This is a genomic window from Rhodococcus sp. 1163, from assembly GCF_002091985.1.
Lineage (GTDB): Bacteria > Actinomycetota > Actinomycetes > Mycobacteriales > Mycobacteriaceae > Rhodococcoides.
The window spans coordinates 242,235-258,850 of sequence record NZ_MKKX01000017.1 but is presented as its reverse complement, the minus strand read 5'-3'; the positions used below and the strand labels follow the sequence as shown (position 1 = coordinate 258,850).

The window sequence follows — 16,616 nt, the reverse complement described above, 5'->3', positions numbered from 1 at the left end:
CCCCACGGAAAGTAACCTGATGATCTGGTACATCGGGCGACGGATACTCCAGATGATCCCGGTGTTCATCGGAGCGACCCTGCTCATCTACGCGATGCTGTTTCTGCTCCCTGGAGATCCCATCGCAGCTCTCGGCGGTGACAAACCGCTCACCCCTGCTGTCGAGTCCGCGTTGCGCGCGCGCTATCATCTCGACGAGCCATTCTTCGTGCAGTACCTCGAGTACCTCAAGGGCATTTTCACGCTTGATTTCGGAACCTCGTTCTCCGGACGACCGGTGTCCGAGGTCATGGCGCAAGCGTTTCCGGTCACCATCAAGCTCGCATTGATGGCGTTGGTCGTCGAGGCGGTGTTCGGCATCGGCTTCGGTGTGATCACCGGTATTCGCAAGGGCGGTTTATTCGACGGTTCCATCCTCGTCGTCAGTCTCGTCATCATTGCGGTGCCGATCTTCGTCCTCGGTTTTCTCGGTCAGTTCTTCCTCGGAATCAAATGGGGAATCGCTCCGGTGACTGTCGGTGGCGATGCGACGTTCGGCAAGCTCCTGCTCCCCGCTTTCGTTCTCGGTCTGGTCTCTTTCGCGTACGCATTGCGCCTCACGCGCTCCTCTGTCGCCGAGAATCTCACCGCTGACCACGTTCGTACCGCTACGGCCAAGGGGCTGGGACGCAACCGCGTGATCACCGTTCACGTCCTACGCAATTCGCTCATTCCGGTCGTCACGTTTCTCGGTGCCGATCTAGGTGCGCTGATGGGTGGCGCAATCGTTACCGAGGGAATCTTCAACATCCCAGGCGTAGGTGGCACGTTGTATCAGGCCATCGTTCGTCAGGAGGCACCCACGGTCGTATCCTTCGTGACGGTGTTGATCGTCATCTACATCGTCGCGAACCTCGTCGTCGACCTTCTGTACGCCGTTCTCGACCCTAGGATTCGTTATGTCTGATCTGCGAGACGCATCGGGCGACCTCGTGCGCCCTCGACGCCCGGCGCAAGGCTCTTTCGTTGCCGGACCCACTGAGGTCGAGGTCGCCGTGGTCGATTCCGTCGACGACTCCGAGGCGCCTTCTGGTTTCTGGCGTGACGCGTGGGTCAACCTGCGCAAGAGTCCACTGTTCATCATCTCGGGCTTGCTCATCCTGTTCATTCTCGTCGTCGTGGTCTTCCCTGGTTGGTTCACCAGTCAAGATCCGCGCTACTGCAACGGTGATTTCAGCATGGCCGCGCGTAGCGGCGGGCACCCGTTCGGGTTCGATCTGCAGGGCTGCGATATCTACGCGCGCACCGTGTACGGCGCTCGTGCATCGGTCTTGGTGGGTGTTGGAGCAACGTTTGCCGTGTTGCTCTTCGGCGGCACCCTCGGCGCGCTGGCCGGCTTCTACGGTGGCTGGCTCGATTCGTTGCTGTCGCGAGTCACGGACATCTTCTTCGGAATCCCTCTCATCCTGGGAGCGATCGTGCTGCTGCAGGTCCTGCGTGATCGCAACGTCTGGGTCGTCATCGGCATCATTGCCATATTCGGCTGGCCTCAGATCGCGCGCATTACCCGCGGTTCGGTGCTCTCGATCAGTGGCAACGATTTCGTGATGGCTGCGAAGGCTCTCGGCGTCAGTCGATTCAAAACCTTGCTACGGCACGTCATTCCGAACGCTTTGGGTCCGATCGTCGTCACCACGACGATTACGCTCGGTGTATTCGTGACACTCGAAGCAACGTTGTCGTATCTAGGCGTCGGTCTGCCCGGCACGGTCGTCTCGTGGGGTGCCGACATCAGCACCGGACAGTCGCGGCTGCGTTCCGGTTCCCCGATTTTGTTCTATCCCGCAACGGCATTGGCGATTACGGTTCTGGCGTTCATGATGATGGGCGATGCCCTACGTGATGCCCTCGACCCGAAGGCGAGGAAACGATGACCGAAGAGCCGCTGCTCGAAATCAAGAATCTGCAGGTCGGATTCAAATCCAAGTTCGGGATGGTTCCCGCTGTCAAGGGCGTGAGTCTGGCTGTGTACCCCGGACAGACTGTCGCAATCGTAGGTGAATCCGGCTCCGGAAAGTCCACGACGGCTCATGCCATCATCGACCTCCTGCCAGGCACCGGTCGCGTGACCGGCGGCGAGATTCTGTTCGACGGTCTCGACGTCACCAAGGCGTCGAAAAAGGAGATCGTAGCGCTTCGCGGCGATCAGATCGGACTGATCCCGCAGGACCCGATGTCGAACCTGAACCCGCTGTGGAAGATCGGCTTTCAGATCGAAGAAACTTTGGCGGCCAATGGTATAGCCAAAGGTAAGGCGGCAAAGAAGCGGGCGATCGAACTGCTCGACGAGGCCGGGATGACGGAGTCCGACAAGCGTGTGAATCAGTATCCACACGAGTTCTCCGGTGGCATGCGTCAGCGTGCGCTTATCGCGATCGGGCTTTCTTGTCGACCGAAACTACTGATAGCGGACGAGCCGACATCGGCATTGGATGTGACCGTGCAGCGTCAGATCCTGGATCATCTCGAGGGGCTGACGAAGGAACTCGGCACTGCGGTTCTGCTCATCACCCATGACCTGGGGTTGGCCGCCGAGCGTGCCGAGCATCTCGTCGTGATGTATCGGGGCAACGTTGTCGAATCCGGTCCCGCACGGCAGATTCTGCAAAATCCGCAGCACGAGTACACGCAACGTCTGGTGGCGTCAGCGCCGTCTCTGGCATCGCGCCGGCTCGAATCGGTGAAGGCACGTGCAAAGGTCAAGGACAGTGCGACCGAACACGCCTTCGAGTTGGCTGAGCAGCAGGACGATTCGCATACCGAAAACGTCACCGAAAATGTGGTGGTGGCTGAAGGGCTCACGAAAGCATTCAAGATCCGCGGCGGAGCACCGTGGAAGTCGACGGACTTCATTGCAGTGAAAGATGTTTCGTTCGAAGTGCAGCGCGGAACGACCACTGCGATAGTCGGTGAGTCGGGTTCGGGCAAGTCGACTGTTGCGCAAATGGTGCTGGGTCTCCTCGAACCGACAACTGGCACAGTCAAGTTCGACGGGCAGGACGTAGGGGCGCTGGATCGCAAGGATGCCTTCGCGTTCCGGCGTCGTGTACAGCCGATCTTCCAGAACCCCTATGGGTCGCTGGATCCGATGTACTCGATCTACCGCACTATCGAGGAGCCGCTGCGGACCCACAAGGTCGGCAGCAAGAAGGAACGTGAGGCTCGGGTCCGTGACCTGTTGGACAAGGTGGCGTTGCCGACTTCGGTCATGCGCCGATTCCCGAACGAGCTTTCCGGCGGCCAGCGTCAACGCGTAGCCATTGCGCGCGCTCTGGCTCTCTCGCCGGAGATGGTGATCTGCGACGAGGCAGTCTCGGCTCTCGACGTTCTCGTGCAGGCGCAGATTCTGTCCTTGCTGAACGATCTGCAGGCAGAGCTCGGTCTGACCTACCTCTTCATCACGCACGATCTTGCCGTGGTGCGGCAGATCGCCGATGACGTGCTGGTCATGCGATCAGGAGAGATCGTCGAGGCGGCCACGACCGACGAGGTGTTCGACAACCCGCAGCAGGAGTACACACAGCGACTGCTGGCCGCCATTCCCGGCGGATCGGTTCAGCTCGGCGTATAGCGATCGGCTGGGGCAGTCCGGCGAGTCTGCTCCAGCCTGCGAGGGGGTACCGTCGCCTATCGTGACGGACCCTCTCGCCCCGCTGCTCGAACTCCCCGGCGTCATCGACGCCGCCGAACGTGCCCGCGACGCACTCGGAGCAGTGCATCGGCACAAGACGAACCGTCGAGGCTGGCCTGCCACGGCGGCCGAAGCCGCAGTACGTGCAGCTCGATCTTCGTCCGCCCTCGAAGGCGGATCGATGGACTTCCCACGCGAAGGTGAAGACGGCGACCCGATTCTGGCAGGCGCCTTGCGGGTAGGTGCAGCTCTCGACGGGGATGCGCTGTCGATCATGCTCTCGACATGGAAGAGCGCGCCGCTTCAGGCCCTCGCTCGACTCCATCTACTTGCTGCGGCGGACCTGGTCGAGGACCAGTCAGCACTCGGGCGACCACGTTCGGACGGCGGGATCGGTGAGCGTCTGGACTTTCTGGCCCAGCTGGTCACCGGTGGATCCTCCGCGCCGGCGCCGGTCATTGCGGCGATCGTGCACGGTGAGCTGTTGACGTTGAAGCCGTTCGAGTCGGCCGATGGTGTCGTCGCCCGGGCGGCGTCTCGGCTCGTGGCCGCGTCTTCGGGTTTGGATCCGCACAATCTCGGAGTACCCGAAGTGAGTTGGCTGCGCCGATCGCAGGCCTACCGAGACGGAGCGGCAGGGTTCGCTTCCGGTACTGCCACCGGTGTCGGCAGCTGGGTCATCCTCTGCTGCGGCGCACTCGAGGCCGGGGCGATGGAAGCGACGTCGATCGCCGAGGCTGCAGGCTCCGACAAGTAACCACCTGGCTGTGTCGGTACATCAAAAGGGCGGCGCCGCCGACTGAGTCGACTTCGCCGCCCGTTAGCACGGACTGCCGGGTTACCAAGCGTGCATTGGTGGGCTGTCACGATCGCTAGGATCGCATGGCCTCGGCGATGGTCCGGTGAGGTAGGAGGTCATCCCTGCAACCGGTGCAGGGTTCTTGCTGCTACATCCCGAATCTCGCAGACCCACAGCGCTTTTGCCATGTCAGCGGCGAGCTCAGCGTGGGTGCCTGGTGTCCGTGCTGGGAATCACGGTTGGGAGAGGGAACCTTCTCTTCCGGTTCGATCTTGGCCTTCCGTTCTTCCGTAAGTCCTTTGTACCCCGTGACGGCGCTCACAGCAAGGGGTGCGTCACGGTTTTCTTCTCAGCAACCCGTAGGTAACCGCTCCGGCCAGCAGCGCACTGAAAAAGACTGCGGCACTTGCCGCCACGGTTGTACCCGATGGTGCTTGGATACGTGATCGAAGTGAGACCGGATTGGAAAAAGTCAGAATCGGCCAACCAAGCGACGCGGCCTCCTTGCGGAGCGCACGGTCGGGATTGACGGCAGTCGGATTGCCGACGGCATGAAGCATGGGAAGGTCTGTGATCGAGTCCGAATACGCGAAACACCTTGACAGGTCGTAATTTCGGGACTCGGCGAGTGCGTTCATCGCTTCGACCTTGCCCTCACCGTAGCAGTAGAAGGCGACGGTTCCGTTGTATCGGCCGTCCTCGACCTCCATCTGAGTGGCGGTGCTGAAGTCTGCGCCGAGCGCTTCGGCGATCGGACCGACGATTTCCTCACCGGATGCCGAGACGATCACGACGTCGTGTCCGCGGAGTTTGTGATCTGCGATCAAGTCCGCTGCTTCGGCGAATACCAACGGATCTACTATGTCGTGCAACGTTTCTGCAACGATCGACCGAATTTGTTCGACGTCCCATCCGGCGGACATTGCAGCGATATGCGCTCGCATTCGCTCCATTTGGTCGTGATCGGCGCCGGATAGCAGAAACAAGAACTGTGCATAGCTGCTTTTGAGTACGGCCCGTCTGTTTATCAGCCCCTGATCGAAAAATGGTTTGCTGAAAGCGAGGGTGCTCGACTTGGCGATGATCGTCTTGTCCAGGTCGAAGAATGCGGCGATATTTCCGCCCGGACGAGGGGATTCGGCGTTGACTTTGCCGGTGGTGGTGGTCACAGCTTTCACAATAGAGTGTTCGTTTTTTTCGGCTATTTCCCGGTTTGTCTCACTGAGTAAGAGTGAATGTTGAACTTGCAAACACCGTCATCGCCAGGTGTAGTATCGACCTGTCCGGATTCGTCCGGGCAAGTTCAGCCCGACCCCCCGGGGCTGAACTCGACGACCCTCGCCTCCTCCCCCCTGGCGAGGGTCGTCCTCGTTGTAGGGGAATGCGTGAATTTGGTACGGATGTACACGATCTCGTCCACACGTTGCGAGTTATCCCCATTCGGCATGAACGCTGTTTTCTCCGAGCGCAATTCACTGCAGGCTCGCACCCATGGAATTCCAGGACATGTCGCCGACTCGGCGCCCGATCGTGTTGTCCACCGGCGATCCCGTACTGCGCGACGAAGTACTCAGGATCGCCGCGGCGGCCGAATGCACTGTGCTGGAAAGGAACTTACCAGTCGGTATTGCCGCGACAGTCACTCCGCCGAGCAGGATCGAGTGGGATGAAGCCGACGCAATACTCCTCGACGTCGCCCACGCTCGCGAGGCGTCCTCCCGAAGACTGCCCCGTCGCGACGCGATCTTCGTGCTGGGCCGAGGAGAACCCGGCGTCGACCAATGGCGTGCTGCCACTGCCGTCGGAGCATCACACGTCCTGGGACTTCCGCAAGACGAAGCGACGTTGATCGGGCTCCTCGGACGGGAACACGACCGGACCGAGGGCGGCGGCGGGGTCATCACCGTTGTCGGCGGCCGGGGCGGTGCTGGAACGTCGACGCTCGCCGTGGCGTTGGCCCTGTCGGCCTCCGCGGCAGGAGCGCGAACGCTGTTGGTCGACGGCGACAGCTACGGTCCAGGACTCGATCTCATGCTCGGCTGGGAGGATCAGCCGGGCCTGCGATGGCCCGGACTCGTCGTCGAGGCAGGCCGGATTTCCGGCGATGCCCTACACAGTGCGTTGCCGTCGAGCGGCTCGTTGGCCGTCCTCTCGGCCGGCCGCGCGGACTCGGGATCTTCGGGCCTGGATGTGACGGCATGTGCCGCGGTGGTCGACGCCGGACGCCGATCCGGAGATCTGGTCGTGTGCGACGTTCCCCGTCACCCAGGCCCACACACCGACGTCTTCCACGACGCCGCGGACCTGGTGGTGTTGGTCGTCCCCGCCGAGATCGGAGCCGTCGCTGGCGCCGAGAATCTCCTCGGCTACCTCCGCGGCCGCAATTCGAACGTCGGACTCGTCGTGCGGGGGCCCGCGCCCGGGGGATTGCGCGGCACCGACATCGCCGACGCCCTCCGATTGCCCCTGCTGGCTACGATGCGACCCGAGCCAGGCTTGGCGCAGCGTATCGAACGCGGGGGGCTAGGGCTCGGACGTCGATCGCCTCTGACCGATGCCGCGGAGTCGATTCTCGCGACGTTCGCGCGCAAGCCGGCGCCGAGGCGGTGGGCGGCATGAGCGCCGTCGTCACGCCGGAGTTGTTGGACCGCGTTCGCGACAGGCTCGTCCACACGACGGGTGAACCGACGCCCGCGTTGGTCGCTGCAGCCATCAGAATCGAAGCGGGCGGGGTATTGAGCGATACCGATCTCTTGGCGGCGCTCCGTGTCCTGCAGACCGAGCTGACCGGTGCAGGCCCGCTGGAGACGCTGCTACTCGATTCCAGGGTCGCCGACGTTCTGGTCACGGCACCGGACGAAGTATGGGTCGACCGCGGCGCGGGACTCGAGCGCACCGACATCCGTTTCGCCGACGAGGCCGCGGTACGACGCCTCGCGCAGCGACTGGCACTGTCCGCGGGCCGACGGCTCGACGACGCTCAACCGTGGGTCGACGGGCAGCTACCCGGAGTGGGCGACGGCACTTTCGGCGTCCGACTGCATGCGGTGCTGTCGCCCGTCGCGCGAGGCGGTACCTGTCTGTCGCTGCGCGTGTTGCGCCCGACCACCCAGGGGCTCGGAGCCTTGGCGGACCGTGGAGCGCTCGAGCCGAGTGCTCTCGCTCTGGTGAAGCGGATCATCGAGGCGCGCTTGGCATTTCTGGTCATCGGCGGAACCGGCGCAGGAAAGACTACGTTGTTGGCCGCCATGCTGGGCGAGGTCGCGCGCAGCGAGCGCATCGTGTGCGTCGAGGATGCTGCCGAGTTGGCGCCGTCGCATCCGCACGTCGTTCGAATGGTTGCTCGGGCGCCCAACGTCGAGGGCGTCGGCGAGGTCACCGTTCGGCAGCTTGTTCGTCAAGCGCTACGGATGCGGCCGGACCGGCTCGTTGTGGGAGAGGTTCGCGGCGCAGAAGTCGTCGACCTGCTCACCGCGCTCAACACCGGTCACGACGGCGGAGCGGGCACGATTCACGCCAACTCTCCCGCCGAGGTGCCCGCACGCCTGGAAGCTCTTGCCGCACTGGGTGGTTTGGATCGTGCGGCTTTGCACAGTCAACTCGCGGCCGCGGTACAGGTGGTCTTGCATGTGCATCGCTCGTTCGATGGCCGGCGTCGGTTGCGTGAAATTGCCGTGGTCGTTCCCGATGATTCCGGTCGCGTGCAGATGGTGTCCGCGTGGAGTGTGGACGGCGATGTACACCGCGGCCGAGAACGGCTGGATGCACTCCTTGAGCAACGGTTGGCGCGGTTGTGACCGCGCTGGGTGTTCTATCTTGTGCCGCGGCACTTCTGGTGCTACCGCGTCCACGTGTGCGAGTGCCGTCGTTGCTGCGTGGCAAAGTCGCTCGTGCCGATCGAACGCGCTCTCGGGCACTGGGTCTCACGTCGGTGGTAGTGGTGGGGTTGGCCCTTGCCGTGGTGGCGGGTGGCCTGCATGCGCTCTGTGCCGCCATCATCGTCGGTGCAACGGTGGTCCGTCGGAGAAAGAAAGCTCAGCGGCGGAGATCGCATCGCGGTGAGCTCGACTCGCTCATCGCTGGACTCGACGTCGTCATCGGTGAGCTCCGAGTCGGCTCGCATCCGGCGTTGGCCTGCGCGAGTGCTGCTGCCGATTGCAGTGGAAGCGTGGCTGTCGCGTTCGGCACCGCGGCGGGGCGTGCGCGGCTGGGTGGTGATGCGTGTGCGGGCTTGCTCGTCGCGGATTCGCCGGTGCACGTGGAACTCTCGCGATTGTCCGCAGCCTGGCACATCGCGGACACCCGCGGATTGGGGCTTGCCGACCTGCTCGGGGCAGCGCGGCAGGACCTGTTGGGTAGGAGTCGGTTTCGCGATCGAACCGAGGCGAGCCTGGCCGGTGCCCGGGCGACGGGAACAGTGTTGTCGGGTTTGCCGGTCCTCGGGGTCATCCTTGGTCAATTCATGGGGGCGTCCCCGATCGGTGTGCTGTTCGGCGGCGGCCTGGGCGGAGTCCTTCTGGTGCTCGGCTCGATGTTGGCGTGCGCCGGGCTGATGTGGACCGATGCGATCACCGAAAAGGTGTGCCGTTGATGTGGGTGGCGGCGGTGTGCGCGGCGGCGTCACTCGCCGTGATCCCAACAGCTCCCTCGTACGTCTCTCGTATCGCGCCCAAGGATCCTTTCGACGAGAAGAGCGGAGACGACGCCGACATTGCCGATCCACATTCGGTTGCGACCACGTTCGATCTGCTGGCTGCATGTTTGCGCGGCGGACTTCCGGTGGGCATCGCAGCCGCTGCGGTTTCCGAGTCGACGAACGAGCCCTTCGCCGAGGCATTGCGCACCACCGCAGACTTACTCGCGCTGGGCGCGGACCCCGCTGCCGCGTGGGAGCCCGTAGCCGCCAGGCCCGACATCGAATCCCTCGCGCGAATGGCGCGGCGATCGGCAAGATCGGGAGCCTCGTTGGCACAGGGGATTTCCGAGCTCGCCGAGGCGCGGCGTGCACAGACCGAGGACTCGTCGGCAGCCGCAGCCGAGCGCGCAGGGGTGTTGATCAGTGGGCCGCTCGGCCTGTGCTTTCTGCCGGCGTTCGTGTGCCTCGGGATCGTTCCCGTCGTCATCGGACTCGCCGGGAACGTACTGGGTGGGGGACTGCTGTGAGCACACGAGGGTCGCTGTGACGAGACACAGAGGATTCCGAGGCGGAACCGCCGTCTCGGAGGTCGAGGGAGGGAATAGGCATGGTGCACAGGATGGTTCGAGAGCTTCAGGTGAGATTGATCTTGGCCGCGGCGGACGACGATGGAATGTCGACAGCCGAGTACGCAATCGGCACGATCGCCGCTGCGGCGTTCGGGGCGATTCTCTACACAGTGGTGACCGGCGATTCGATCGTGAGTTCGTTGACCGGAATCATCGACCGAGCCCTCAAGACAGCTGTGTAGCCGACGACGGCGCCGTGACGGTGGAGGCGGCTATCGCCATCGCGTCCATCGTTGCGGTCGTCGTGACATGCATCGGGGCGATACTTGCTGTGTCGATGTATGTCCGGTGTGTGGATGCGGCGCGGGAAGCAGCGCGATTGGCGGCCAGGGGTGATGCGGTATCGGTTGCCCAGTCGGTGGCGCCGAGTGGGGCGCAGATCACCGTCACCGAGCACGATGGGTTCGTGACAGCCCGCGTGCAGTCCGACACGCCGTTGCCGGGTTTGACTGTCAGTGCCGAAGCTGTCGCCGCGATCGAACCGGACACTGCGGAATGACGGTGTCCAGTGAGGAAGGCAGTGTGACGGTTCTTGCTGCAGCTGCACTGGCCGCATTGCTGGTGGTCGTGGTGGCGATCGTTCACGTCGGCTCGGCGGTCGGTGCCCGGCATCAGGCCCAGTCGGCTGCGGACCTGTCGGCTCTCGCGGCCGCCGGGGAATTGAACCGAGGCGTCGGGGATGCGTGTGCGACGGCGCGGGAGATCGTAAGCCGCTCGAAGGGTGAGGTGACGGAGTGCGTCGTAGAGGGTTGGGACGTCGTGGTCACCGTGACGATCACTCTGCCGCTCGGGCGATTCGGGATCGCCGACGCGGTCGCGTCGGCGCGGGCGGGGCCGGCGTGAAGTGTCGATGGGGTCGGAGGGTCCCGATGATTCCGGTCGTGTGCAGATGGCGTCCACGTGGAGTGTGGACGGTGTTGTGCACCGCGGTCGGAGCCCAGCCGGACGTGGCCGAGAAGGCAGCCCGACGAGCAGAGGAAGCGAATCGTGAAATGTGGGCTCTACCGAACTGAGTCGAAGGTCATCGATTCCGGCCGAGTGGATCCTGCTCGAGATTTTGGAAGTAGGTGTCGTCGTCCTCGACGGGCTGCGGATGGTGCGCTGGTATGACAGCGGAGCTGGTATGTACGAACGAGGTGATTGCGTGGACGTCGGGATCGTTGAGCATTTCTCGCATCGCTTCGTCCACCTGCGGCTGCTTGTCCAGGAGCGCCGCTCGGTACGCGGCCAGGATGATGTGCGCGTCCGGATGATGCAGTGCGACAAGCCGATTCTCGGCGTCGACCTCGACAGCGATGCCGCCGGCCCGTCCCACACCGCGGATCGCGGAGACAACTGCCTGTGCACGTTGAACTTTGATGCCCAGCTCGTCGAATGCGCTGTTGGGCATCGTCACAGGGGTCCTTTCGATGCTGAGTGTAGGTCGGCCAAGGGTCCCGGCGAACGTGCTATGTTCCGGCCATATTCGCCTGCGGCAGTCGGCATCCCGTGTTCGCGGAGATGACGGCGCCCCTGGTGCCGATGTAGATGGACGTGCCCTCCGGGCTGTAGAAGCGAACCTCGTGATTGTCCGGGTCGTCGTGAAAGGTTTGCACCTTGGTTGCGCCTACAGTCGTAGCGAGGGTCGACGCGTGCTCGAGCACCTGCGGCCACACCGCATCCGGAATCGGCCCCACCGACACATAGTTTTTCAATTGGACATCGTCGCCGTCGGTATCGCTGAACGGCCGGCTGCAGCTGCCGGCGCTCCTCTGTCGTATCCAGGTCCACCCCATGTCGGGCACGAGGGTGTCGATGAAGGCCGCGAGCTGCTCGACGGCGTTCTGCATCTGCACCTCGGTTTCTTCGAGCGACGGGAGAGTCGCCAGAATCGCTGCTGCATCTGCCGTCTCGGCCGGGCTCGGCTTTTCGTAGGGATTATCGAGCACGTCGGATCCACATCCTGTCAGGGTAAGGACTGCGGCGACGGCTACCGTCGTCATCCACCGTCGCGATCGTGTGTCGGTAGTTCGTGTCTCGCGCATCAGCGCACCGCATCTATGAGTTGGGTCAATACATCGCGTCCGCCGGTCTGGATGGCCGAGTCGCCGATGACGAGTTGGCCGGGCACATCCGCCAGGCCGGCGATCACGACGGCCGTGTTGTAGCCGGACGTGCGCAATTCACCGTCGTCGCCCGACCTCGGATACTCGCTGTGCCCCGTCGCACCCTGGCGCGCCACCCCGTCGGCGGTCGTCTCGGCGTCGGTGTCCAGGTGGGTGAATTCAGACATGTAGCCGGGACTCCAGCCGAATCGGTTCAAGTGCGCGACGGGATCGTCGTGCGCGGTCATCTCGTACGCGTGCCCCGGTTCGATGTTGAGCTTGTCGAGACTGCTGTCTACGAAGTCATGGCCGGTGCCCAGGCCGGGTGACCCGTAGACAATCACGTCGTCGACGATTCCCGCAGGAGTTTGTTGCAAGGCAAGTCCTGTGGTCAGAGAGCCGTACGAATGCCCCACTGCGGTCAGGTGCGGGTCGCCGTCGTGGTTCGAGGCGTCGATGCCTTCGTAGAATTGCGACAGGTTCGGCGCAGCGGCCTGCGCGTTCCATTCCTCCGACACCTGTATCAGCCCACCGAGACTTTCCTCGGAGGTGTAGTCCTCTTTGTCGAGTTGCGGTGCGTCGTAACCGATCCACGCAACGGTCGACACCGTCTCACCCGCGTGCCCGGGCATGTTGTCGAGTTGCTTCTCGGCGGTCAGCTTGATTTGCTCGCCCTCATCGGTCATGGCCCCGATCGCACCACCGACGGTGGTGCCCAGTCCCGGTGTGGTGACGGATACGTGATCCGCGGTGTCCGGGTTACCGACAGCCACCGCCGCATGGGTTTGCACACCCGACTGGGTGTCGAGGAGCAGCAACATCCGGTCCGGGTTGTTGGCGATGGTGTCCAGGACGGCCTGTAGATCCACGAGCCGATCCGACACGGCCGGGTCGCGGGCCTCGGCGCGAGACAACTCGTCGTCGAGTTTGATTCGGTTGTAGTGGTCACGATCGGTGACCGGGAGACCGTCGCTGTTGCCGATGTAGTTGTCGTGAGCGAACAGCGCGTCCTTGTCGGCCGGGGACAACGTGGACCACAACTCGCTCAACTGGGCAGGGTCCGACGGCAGCGAGGTCTTGCCATTGACGATGTCCGATACGGCCGGGCTGATCGTCGCGGCCTCCGGCGAGTTCGAAACGGCGTCGAGCTGGTGCTGCGCTACTCGAATAGCCTGCGCCGCTTGCACTTCACCGTCGCCGAACTGTGCGAGGAGCGCCTTGATGCGCACCTCGATGGCGTCGGCCTGCGCGTCGAGTTGACTCTGCAGGAGCATCGCGATGACCACACCGCCGCCGACCGGGACCGTCGGCGCTGTCACTGAGCCGTCATCGGCAACCGTCATACCGGCACCGGGCACCTCGAAGTCGACGATGGCCAGCAGCGATGCGCGGATGCCGTCGAGTACTGACCCGTGGGATGCGTGCGCCTCGGCGATGGCTATGACGGCCGTGTCGATGTGGGAGGAGGCAAGGCTTTCCGACAGACTGCGCGCCGACGCGGCGGCTGCCGCATCTCCCTGCCACCTGTCCATCGCGGAGTCGACCGCACGATCCATCCGGTGCACCTGGTCGGTGAACGTACTGTTCGACGCCAGCAGAGACGTGGCGTAATCCGTCATCGACCTCGGCTGACAACCCCGCACGTGGGAGATCGTGGTCACCGCGGGGCCGCGCGGTCGTAGCGGAGCAACTGAGAACGAAACGTCCGGTCGACGTCCTCGTAGCTTGTTGCGTTCCACTTGCACGCTGCCGACATCTCGTTGACGTTGTTGCCGATGCGTGTGTAGGCGTCGGCCGTGGTCTTGGTGCTCTGCTCCGAGGCTGGGGCGATCGGCGAGCCCGGCATCGCGATAGTCGCGGTGACGCTGATTCCGTTGATCGTGATCGCCGTATCGGCGAGTGTTCTACTGAGCGCTCGAAGCTCTTCGACATCGACTGCCAGCAGTTCGCCCACTTCTCGCCCCCAGCGGAATTGAATGACCTCAACCTGACAGCAGCGCCAAATTCGCCAGAAGGCTAACACGTACGCATTTGCCACGATCCAGCAATGTCCGACCTTCACTCCGTAGTCAGTGCGTTGGCCCAGACGCGCCGGTCGACGCTTCGACTCTCTATCGACACTGCTGCGGTACTGGAATTACTCAGTCATCGAGAACGCTTCCGGCAGATGAGACGCGGCCAAAGATGAGCACTCGCAAAAGGCACCGGCGTCCACTCCTTGTTGTCGCGGACATCAACATCGGCGCCGGCTGCCAAAAGTTTTTCTACATCAGCTGGCCGGTCTGACGCTGCTCTATGCGGGGATCAGCCCGCGCAAGCCGGCCTCGAGCGGAAAGCGCCGAGCAGGCAGCCCCTACATGTCTGTATCTCGTGCACTCGCCGCGAAGGTTCTTCAGTGGGTGCTTTCGGTGGCTGGATGCCTCCTTCGCTATGTGCCCGGCGACGACGCCTGGCTTGACTCGGTTCCCTTCGTGATCTAACCGATCGTGGGCAGTCTCGAACAGTGAGACTGAACCTTCGTGATGTGTGACAGCAGTCATAATGAGACGCACGGAACAGTGAATGCTGTCGTTCCACGGTTCGGCGCTGTACCGACTCGGCGCCGGCTGATACCGCCCAAGACTCTGTGGCCGCAAGCGCGGCCAGCTGAGCATCGTATCGAAGTGAGGATGAACGGATGAACAGAGAAAGGGGGCAACGCCAGCAATGACCAAGGTTGTGTTCAAAAAAATTGGCGAGCTGATTGCTGTGCTGTTCGTCGTCAGCCTCGGCACGTTCGGACTTGTGTCGCTGATACCCGGTGACCCGTCGGTGGCGGCACTAGGGGAGGGACGTACCCCTGAGGAGTACGCCCAGGCGCGTCTCGATATGGGCTTGGACGATCCGTTCTTGAGCCGCTACTGGGATTGGCTCACGTCCGCTCTGCAGGGCGATCTGGGCCGTTCGCTGGTTCCGCCGCAGTCGGACGTGATGGAGCGCATCGTCGCAGCGCTGCCGGTGAGTGTGCAGTTGGCTGTCATGGGGATGGTTATCGCACTGGTGGTATCGATTCCGTTGGCAATGTGGTCCGCGCGCCACAGCGGCGGCCTGGTCGACCGTGTCATCAGTGCCACCACATTCGGCGTCTTGTCGATCCCATCGTTCCTGTCCGGCCTGCTGTTGATCATGCTGTTCGTCAACACCCTCGGCTGGTTCCCGCGCTCCCAGTGGGTGCGTGTATCCGAGGGGGGACTTGCCGACAACCTGTACCACGCGATCCTGCCGGCGGTCACGATCAGCCTCCTGGAAATGGCGATGTTCCTGCGCATCTTGCGCAGCGACCTGATCACGACCCTGCAAGAGAACTTCATCCTGGTATCCAAGGCGAAGGGCACCTCGAACCTGAGGTTGCTGATCTCCGATGCGTTCCGTCCCTCCTCGTTCTCCCTGATCACGATGCTCGGCCTGGTGCTGGGCTCGATGATCGGCTCCACCGTCATCATCGAGACGCTGTTCTCGCTGCCGGGGATGGGTTCGCTGATCGTGCGCGCCGCCCAGCAGGGCGATATGCCGATGGTGCAGGGAGCGGTACTGGTGATCGCGTTCATCTACGTGGTGGCCAACGGCATCATCGATATCTCCTATGGATATCTCGACCCGAGGAGCCGACGAGCCCATGTCTAATATCTCCCACCCCGACCTCAACGACCCCGATCAGGCCATCCCCGCGATGGCACAGGGTGCCGCGGTGATCGTCGCCGATCCGGTAGTGAAGGACCCCGCTGTCACGGCCGCCGCCGACGGCAAAGACGGACGTCGAAACCTGTACGTACGCGGCGGAATTCTGCTGGCAATCGGGGTGATCGCGTTCGGTTTCGCGCTGGGCGCGGGCCCGGTCGTGATGGCTGTGCGCATCGTGGTCGGCATCATCGGCCTGATGGGTATCTACATGGGCTTCCGTCGGATCGGGCTGGCCCGTTTCGGCCCGGACTTCGATCTGACGTTCGTGATCTCATGCGTGTGGCTGGCGTTGATCATCGGCGTAGCAATCATCGCGCCGCTGTTGCCGTTTGCTGAGCACGAGGACACCAGCAAGACTCTCGGATCCAAGGGTTACGCCCCGCCGGATCTGTTCTCCGGCCACCCGCTGGGGACGAACAACTTCGGCCTGGACCTGTTTGCGAGGTCCATCTACGGTGCACGGTCCTCCCTCGTGGTCGCGGTCGGCGCTGTGCTGATCGGCATCATTATCGGTGGCGCGATCGGCATCCTCGCCGGCTACTTCGGCGGGAAAGTCGACTCGATCGTCGGGATCTTGACGAACTCGCTGCTCGCAGTACCCGCATTGATCCTGCTGATCGCGTTGGCGTCGGTGCTCAAACCGAACCTGCGCAACATCGCGTTGGCACTGGCGGTGCTTGCGGTGCCGTCGATGATTCGAATAGCGCGGGCGAACACGTTGACATTCGCCCAACGTGAATTCGTCCTCGCGGCCCGCGCGATGGGCGCGAGCCGCTGGCGGGTGATGGTTCGCGAGCTGGCGCCGAACGTGGCGCTGCCGCTGGCCTCACTCGGCATGGTGATGATCTCGGTGATGATTGTCGCCGAGGCATCGCTGAGCTTCTTGGGCCTCGGCATCCAGCCGCCGATCCCGACGTGGGGAAACATGATCGCCGAGGGCCAGGGCGGGGTGTTCGAGAAGCACGCGTTCGTCGTACTGGTCCCGGGCATGTTCCTGTTCTTGACAGTGTTCTCGTTCAACATTGTCGGCGAAAAGGCGCAGAAGGCCACCGGCGGCTCACGCCAGGCAAAGCTGTGA

The 16,616-nt window shown here is 63.3% G+C and carries 18 protein-coding genes; 13 read left to right on the top strand and 5 right to left on the bottom strand.

Annotated elements, in window-relative coordinates:
- Positions 1-19 precede the first annotated feature (19 nt).
- The 4 genes from BJD99_RS04665 to BJD99_RS04650 all read left to right on the top strand — a co-directional run bounded on the left by BJD99_RS04665 (position 20) and on the right by BJD99_RS04650 (position 4,427).
- A complete protein-coding gene (locus BJD99_RS04665; protein ID WP_084345625.1) occupies positions 20-946 on the top strand; it encodes an ABC transporter permease in 927 nt (308 codons plus the stop codon).
- Positions 939-1,913, top strand: coding sequence for an ABC transporter permease (locus tag BJD99_RS04660; RefSeq protein WP_084345624.1), 975 nt, complete (start codon positions 939-941; stop codon positions 1,911-1,913). The genes BJD99_RS04665 and BJD99_RS04660 overlap by 8 nt, the downstream gene beginning before the upstream one ends.
- The gene (locus tag BJD99_RS04655) at positions 1,910-3,610 is read left to right on the top strand and encodes an ABC transporter ATP-binding protein (RefSeq protein WP_084345623.1); all 1,701 of its coding nucleotides are present in this window, start codon (positions 1,910-1,912) and stop codon (positions 3,608-3,610) included. Before BJD99_RS04660 ends, BJD99_RS04655 begins: the two co-directional genes overlap by 4 nt.
- A 61-nt stretch (positions 3,611-3,671) precedes the next feature.
- A complete protein-coding gene (locus BJD99_RS04650) occupies positions 3,672-4,427 on the top strand; it encodes an oxidoreductase (protein ID WP_084345622.1) in 756 nt (251 codons plus the stop codon).
- A 377-nt stretch (positions 4,428-4,804) separates the two neighbouring features.
- Here BJD99_RS04650 and BJD99_RS04645 read toward each other — a convergent pair whose 3' ends face one another.
- Positions 4,805-5,638, bottom strand: coding sequence for an HAD family phosphatase (locus BJD99_RS04645; RefSeq protein ID WP_084345621.1), 834 nt, complete (start codon positions 5,636-5,638; stop codon positions 4,805-4,807).
- A 322-nt stretch (positions 5,639-5,960) separates the two neighbouring features.
- Between BJD99_RS04645 and ssd the strand changes: the two genes are divergently transcribed.
- The 7 genes from ssd to BJD99_RS04605 all read left to right on the top strand — a co-directional run bounded on the left by ssd (position 5,961) and on the right by BJD99_RS04605 (position 10,577).
- Positions 5,961-7,088, top strand: coding sequence for a septum site-determining protein Ssd (ssd, locus tag BJD99_RS04635; protein ID WP_256895489.1), 1,128 nt, complete (start codon positions 5,961-5,963; stop codon positions 7,086-7,088).
- A complete protein-coding gene (locus BJD99_RS04630) occupies positions 7,085-8,266 on the top strand; it encodes a TadA family conjugal transfer-associated ATPase (RefSeq protein WP_179142182.1) in 1,182 nt (393 codons plus the stop codon). Before ssd ends, BJD99_RS04630 begins: the two co-directional genes overlap by 4 nt.
- The gene (locus tag BJD99_RS04625; RefSeq protein WP_084345618.1) at positions 8,263-9,060 is read left to right on the top strand and encodes a type II secretion system F family protein; all 798 of its coding nucleotides are present in this window, start codon (positions 8,263-8,265) and stop codon (positions 9,058-9,060) included. Before BJD99_RS04630 ends, BJD99_RS04625 begins: the two co-directional genes overlap by 4 nt.
- Positions 9,060-9,632, top strand: a complete 573-nt coding sequence (locus BJD99_RS04620) for a type II secretion system F family protein (RefSeq protein ID WP_143542054.1) — start codon at positions 9,060-9,062, stop codon at positions 9,630-9,632. Before BJD99_RS04625 ends, BJD99_RS04620 begins: the two co-directional genes overlap by 1 nt.
- 80 nt (positions 9,633-9,712) lie before the next feature.
- A complete protein-coding gene (locus BJD99_RS04615) occupies positions 9,713-9,916 on the top strand; it encodes a DUF4244 domain-containing protein (RefSeq protein WP_084345616.1) in 204 nt (67 codons plus the stop codon).
- 20 nt (positions 9,917-9,936) lie between these two features.
- Positions 9,937-10,233: a TadE family type IV pilus minor pilin gene (locus BJD99_RS04610; protein WP_084345903.1), complete on the top strand. Its 297-nt coding sequence runs from the start codon at positions 9,937-9,939 to the stop codon at positions 10,231-10,233.
- A complete protein-coding gene (locus tag BJD99_RS04605; RefSeq protein ID WP_084345615.1) occupies positions 10,230-10,577 on the top strand; it encodes an Rv3654c family TadE-like protein in 348 nt (115 codons plus the stop codon). Before BJD99_RS04610 ends, BJD99_RS04605 begins: the two co-directional genes overlap by 4 nt.
- Before the next feature lie 178 nt (positions 10,578-10,755).
- On the opposite strand, the gene BJD99_RS04600 is transcribed toward BJD99_RS04605, so the two are convergent.
- From BJD99_RS04600 to BJD99_RS04585, 4 genes are read right to left on the bottom strand one after another with little or no spacing between them, the layout of a single operon-like run.
- Positions 10,756-11,124, bottom strand: coding sequence for a hypothetical protein (locus tag BJD99_RS04600; protein ID WP_084345614.1), 369 nt, complete (start codon positions 11,122-11,124; stop codon positions 10,756-10,758).
- Between the two features lie 58 nt (positions 11,125-11,182).
- Complete coding sequence (locus tag BJD99_RS04595; protein WP_084345613.1) at positions 11,183-11,758, bottom strand: LppA family lipoprotein; 576 nt, start codon at positions 11,756-11,758, stop codon at positions 11,183-11,185.
- A complete protein-coding gene (locus BJD99_RS04590) occupies positions 11,758-13,437 on the bottom strand; it encodes an alpha/beta hydrolase (protein ID WP_256895488.1) in 1,680 nt (559 codons plus the stop codon). The genes BJD99_RS04595 and BJD99_RS04590 overlap by 1 nt, the downstream gene beginning before the upstream one ends.
- Positions 13,438-13,475: 38 nt before the next feature.
- On the bottom strand, positions 13,476-13,772 hold the full coding sequence (locus BJD99_RS04585) for a hypothetical protein (protein ID WP_084345611.1): 297 nt from the start codon (positions 13,770-13,772) through the stop codon (positions 13,476-13,478).
- Between the two features lie 752 nt (positions 13,773-14,524).
- On the opposite strand from BJD99_RS04585, the gene BJD99_RS04580 reads away from it, so the two are divergent.
- Both BJD99_RS04580 and BJD99_RS04575 read left to right on the top strand, forming a co-directional pair.
- On the top strand, positions 14,525-15,481 hold the full coding sequence (locus BJD99_RS04580; RefSeq protein ID WP_084345610.1) for an ABC transporter permease: 957 nt from the start codon (positions 14,525-14,527) through the stop codon (positions 15,479-15,481).
- Positions 15,474-16,616, top strand: a complete 1,143-nt coding sequence (locus BJD99_RS04575) for an ABC transporter permease (RefSeq protein WP_256895487.1) — start codon at positions 15,474-15,476, stop codon at positions 16,614-16,616. Before BJD99_RS04580 ends, BJD99_RS04575 begins: the two co-directional genes overlap by 8 nt.